We start from the raw sequence: 4,359 nt of genomic DNA, 5'->3' as shown, positions 1-4,359 counted from the left end.
AGACGCTGTAGCCAAAGCCGCCAGCGAGGTTATCCGTTTAGCCAATACCCGTCATGGCGAAGGCTTTGTGGCTGTTAGCGCAGAGGCCCGTAAGCGCTTTTGGCTAGACCGAGCCCGTACTGCTGCCATTGCTCGCCACACCAACGCTTTTAAAATTAACGAAGACGTCGTTATCCCATTAGATCGTATGGGTGAGTACACCGATGAAATTGAGCGCATTAATATTGAGCTTTCTACCCGCAATAAACTACGCCTATTAACAGAACTAGAGCAATTTCTTGAGGGTGATTTACCCATAGGTAAAGTCATCGATCATGATGATGCTGAACATACCCGTGAACAGGTGCTCGAAGAACGTCGTCATGATGCGATTGCAACCTTACAGCAGGTGCGTCAACGTTGGAACTGGTTGCTCAACAACTTAGAACTAAAAGCCGCAGATAGCATCGATGAGTTAACGGCACTAGGCATTAATGACTCTGCCGCCATTAGCGCTCGTATTGCTGAACAACCTGCTGTCACTATTTTAGAGCTACTTCAAGATCACACCTTACGTACCTCTTGGAAAAAAGAAGTACGAGCACAAATGGAAGGTCACTTCCCTGGCGCTGACTGTGCTGCTGTTTTAGCTGAGATCCAAGCGATTCATGACCGCGTATTACGCAGCCGCGTTTTTGTTGCATTACACATGCATGCGGGTGACGGTAACGTACACACAAACTTACCTGTTAACTCTGATGACTATGAAATGCTGCAAGAGGCTAATGAAACAGTTGCTCGCATCATGCAAATCGCACGCCGCTTGGATGGTGTTATTTCTGGTGAACACGGTATTGGTTTAACCAAATTTGAATACCTAACACAAGAGGAACTACAACCGTTCCAAGACTACAAGCGTCGTATTGACCCCGAAGGTCGATTCAATGCAGGAAAACTCATGCCGGGTGCCGATTTGTCTCGTGCCTGGACGCCCAGTTTTAACCTGCTAGGCCACGAGTCACTCATTATGCAGCGCAGCGAGATTGGCGCTATTTCTCATGCTATTAAGGACTGTTTACGTTGTGGTAAATGCAAACCGGTTTGTGCGACTCATGTGCCACGTGCCAATTTGTTGTATTCCCCGCGCAATAAAATCTTAGCTACTTCTCTGCTAATCGAAGCCTTTCTCTACGAAGAGCAAACTCGTCGTGGTATTAGCCTAAAACACTGGGAAGAATTCGAAGATGTGGGAGATCACTGTACGGTTTGCCACAAATGTTATAACCCCTGTCCAGTAGATATCGACTTTGGTGACGTGTCGATGGAAATGCGCCATTTATTGCGTCGTATGGGCAAGAAATCAGCAAATCCAGGAACAACTGCCGCTATGTTTTTCCTGAATGCGAAGTCCCCTAAAGTCATTAACATCACACGTAAAGCCATTGACATCGGTTATAAGGCCCAGCGCTTAGCCCATGATGTATTAGCTGTGCCCGCCCGTAAGCAAACAGCAAACCCTCCTGCCTCAGTAGGAAAAGCGCCCATTCAAGAGCAAGTCGTTCACTTCATCAACAAAAAGATGCCAGGAGGTTTACCTAAACAACCTGCGCGTAAACTGTTGGATATCGAAGACGCCAATTACGTCCCCATCATTCGTGACCCACTCAAGACCACAACGGACTCAGAGGCAGTTTTCTATTTCCCTGGCTGTGGCTCCGAACGATTATTCTCTCAGGTGGGTTTAGCAACTCAAGCCATGCTTTGGCATGCTGGCGTACAGACTGTCTTACCACCGGGATACTTATGTTGTGGTTACCCACAACGAGGGAATGGCGAATTCGAAAAAGCAGATCAAATGATCACTGATAACCGAGTTCTCTTCCATCGAATGGCGACAACGCTTAACTACCTAGACATTAAAACCGTTGTCGTGAGCTGCGGGACCTGTTATGACCAGCTATCTATGTATGAATTCGAAAAAATCTTCCCAGGCTGTCGCCTGATTGATATTCACGAATTCCTTTTGGAAAAAGGCATTAAGCTAGATCAGGCCAAAGGTGTGCGCTATATGTATCACGACCCTTGCCACACCCCAATGAAACTCCAAGACCCAATGCGTACCGTTAAGTCTTTGGTTGGTGATAGCACTATAAAAACAGACCGCTGTTGCGGCGAGTCCGGTACATTGGCTGTCACACGCCCTGATATTTCTACACAAATTCGTTTCCGTAAACTCGAAGAACTGCAGAAAAATCAAAATACCATTAGTGCTGACGGCTATAACGGCGAGGTCAAAATGCTTACCTCCTGTCCGTCCTGTTTACAAGGCTTGTCTCGTTACCAAGGCGATACAGGCGTAGAGGCCGACTATATCGTCGTCGAAATGGCCAAACATATTCTGGGAGAAAACTGGATGCCTGACTATGTGAAAAAAGCCAATACCGGTGGAATTGAACGCGTTTTAGTCTAAGACCTTTATTTGGGTAGACGGGTTTCTACCCCTCTATGACACGCGGGGAGTGCTTCTACTAAGAGTGATTAGTAAGTGCACACCCTGCGTGTCATTTTTTTTAGGAATTAGGCGACCGCCGCCTCTCTTTCTTTCATTATTTTTAACAATAAAGGATAAGACAAAAAGCCAAAGGCAAGCACGCAAAGCGCGCACATCAGCCACAACCCTTTAAAATGAAGTAATAAATAAACGTGTTTAGTTAGCTCAATCATGACAGAGAAAAACACCATCACTACGGTGGCCATCGCCGCTGCTACAGTGCCTTTAGCAATATCTGACGCCACTAAAGCAAAGCGATACATCACGGCATAACTGAGGCCTTCGCCCACCGCAATCACACTCATCCCACCAATTAGACTCCACAAAATATAGTCTGTGAAAAACAAGCCTAGCAATAGGATAAAAGCCCCTATCCCCATCAAGATAAAACCCATCACTACTGTTTTACCTAAGGGGTATCGATCTACTAATTTAGCCAATAACAAGTTGCCAAAAATCAATGACCCCAAAACAGGAACTTGACTGAGTCCATAACCAAAGTTACTCAGTTTTAACTCCTCAATCAAAAATACGGGCGATAAGGAAATCCATAACATCACGGGTAAACCAATGATCGGACCAGACAACGCCAAGATCATAAAACGTTTATTGGTATAAATAGCCAGAAAATCATTTAGCACTGAGCCAATAGAACGAGATTGTTTTTGACTTAAATCGACCGTTTCAGGCATGTATTTATATAAGCCTACTACCGACAAGGCAGCACATACCGCAATCGCGACAAAGCCCCAGTGCCAGGAAACATACTCAATCATCACGGCCCCAATGACTGGGCCTAACAAAGGAGCTAATAAACTAATGTTGGCCATAAGAGCCATCACTTTCACTGCTTGAGTCTCGGCATACGCTTCTTGAACTGTCGCAAAACCTACAGCTGCAATTAGCGTTAGCGCTGTTCCCTGTAACACACGTAAAGCCATGAACTGCTCAATACTACGTGTGGCCAAAATCAATAAGCAACACACAACAAAAAACACCGCACCCACTAAAAAAACCTTGCGGCGTCCTAACTGGTCTGACATTGGCCCCCAAATCGAGGCCAATAATGCCCCACCTAGCAAATAGGCTGACATAGAAGTGGGCGCCCACTCTGGCCCTACCCCAAAATCCTGCGTAACACGCAACATCGCGGGCAACACAAGATCATTTCCTATATAAACAATCAGCGTAAACAACGCTAAAGCGAGCGGGAAATACAAATTTTTGACTGCTTCGTCCTGAGTTTTTTGCATATAAACGTTTACTTTTTAGCGAGAAAAAAGATAGAAAGCCCGCTTAACATAATGATTAAACCAATGATTTTATTCCAGTTGATCTCTCGAACTGGCATATTAAATAAACCTAAATGATCTATCACTACCCCAAACACCATCTGGCCAATAATCATAAAAAACAGCATATTCGCCACCCCTAATTTAGGAGCTAAGAAAATACTAGAAAAAACCAAGCCCGTTCCCAAAGCCCCACCCACTAAATACCACCACGGCTGAGCGGGAATGAGTGACATTGCCTGCCACCAACTGCCCTTTGCGATCCATAACGAAAGCACTAATAAAATAATAGTACCTGATGCAAATGACCAAAGTGCGGCATATAACGGCTGGCCTAACAGCGCCTTACCTAATTGTGAGTTAATGGCGGCCTGCATTGCCATACCTGCTCCGGCGCTAAACGCCATAACCAAATACCACATACACCTAATCCTCTAAAAACAAAAAAGCAGCCCAATGCATTCTGTATAGTACATAGAACTGTGTAATTTTGATAAAAACCCCCTTAATTGGGGGTTTCTTTTTCCTGAAGAATGA

3 protein-coding genes are annotated in these 4,359 nt (G+C 45.2%); 1 reads left to right on the top strand and 2 read right to left on the bottom strand.

Annotated elements, in window-relative coordinates:
- The coding region (locus tag Q0Z62_RS10545; protein ID WP_298054363.1) for a DUF3400 domain-containing protein at nucleotides 1-2,449 on the top strand (2,449 nt) is incomplete at its 5' end.
- A 107-nt stretch (nucleotides 2,450-2,556) separates the two neighbouring features.
- Here Q0Z62_RS10545 and Q0Z62_RS10540 read toward each other — a convergent pair.
- Complete coding sequence (locus Q0Z62_RS10540) at nucleotides 2,557-3,783, bottom strand: MFS transporter (protein ID WP_269900641.1); 1,227 nt, start codon at nucleotides 3,781-3,783, stop codon at nucleotides 2,557-2,559.
- A gap of 8 nt (nucleotides 3,784-3,791) precedes the next feature.
- Nucleotides 3,792-4,244, bottom strand: coding sequence for a DMT family transporter (locus Q0Z62_RS10535; protein ID WP_269900642.1), 453 nt, complete (start codon nucleotides 4,242-4,244; stop codon nucleotides 3,792-3,794).
- Nucleotides 4,245-4,359 lie beyond the last annotated feature (115 nt).

This window comes from uncultured Paenalcaligenes sp. (assembly GCF_947630565.1).
Classification (GTDB): Bacteria; Pseudomonadota; Gammaproteobacteria; order Burkholderiales; family Burkholderiaceae_B; genus Paenalcaligenes; species Paenalcaligenes faecalis.
This window is presented reverse-complemented; position numbering and strand designations above follow the sequence as displayed.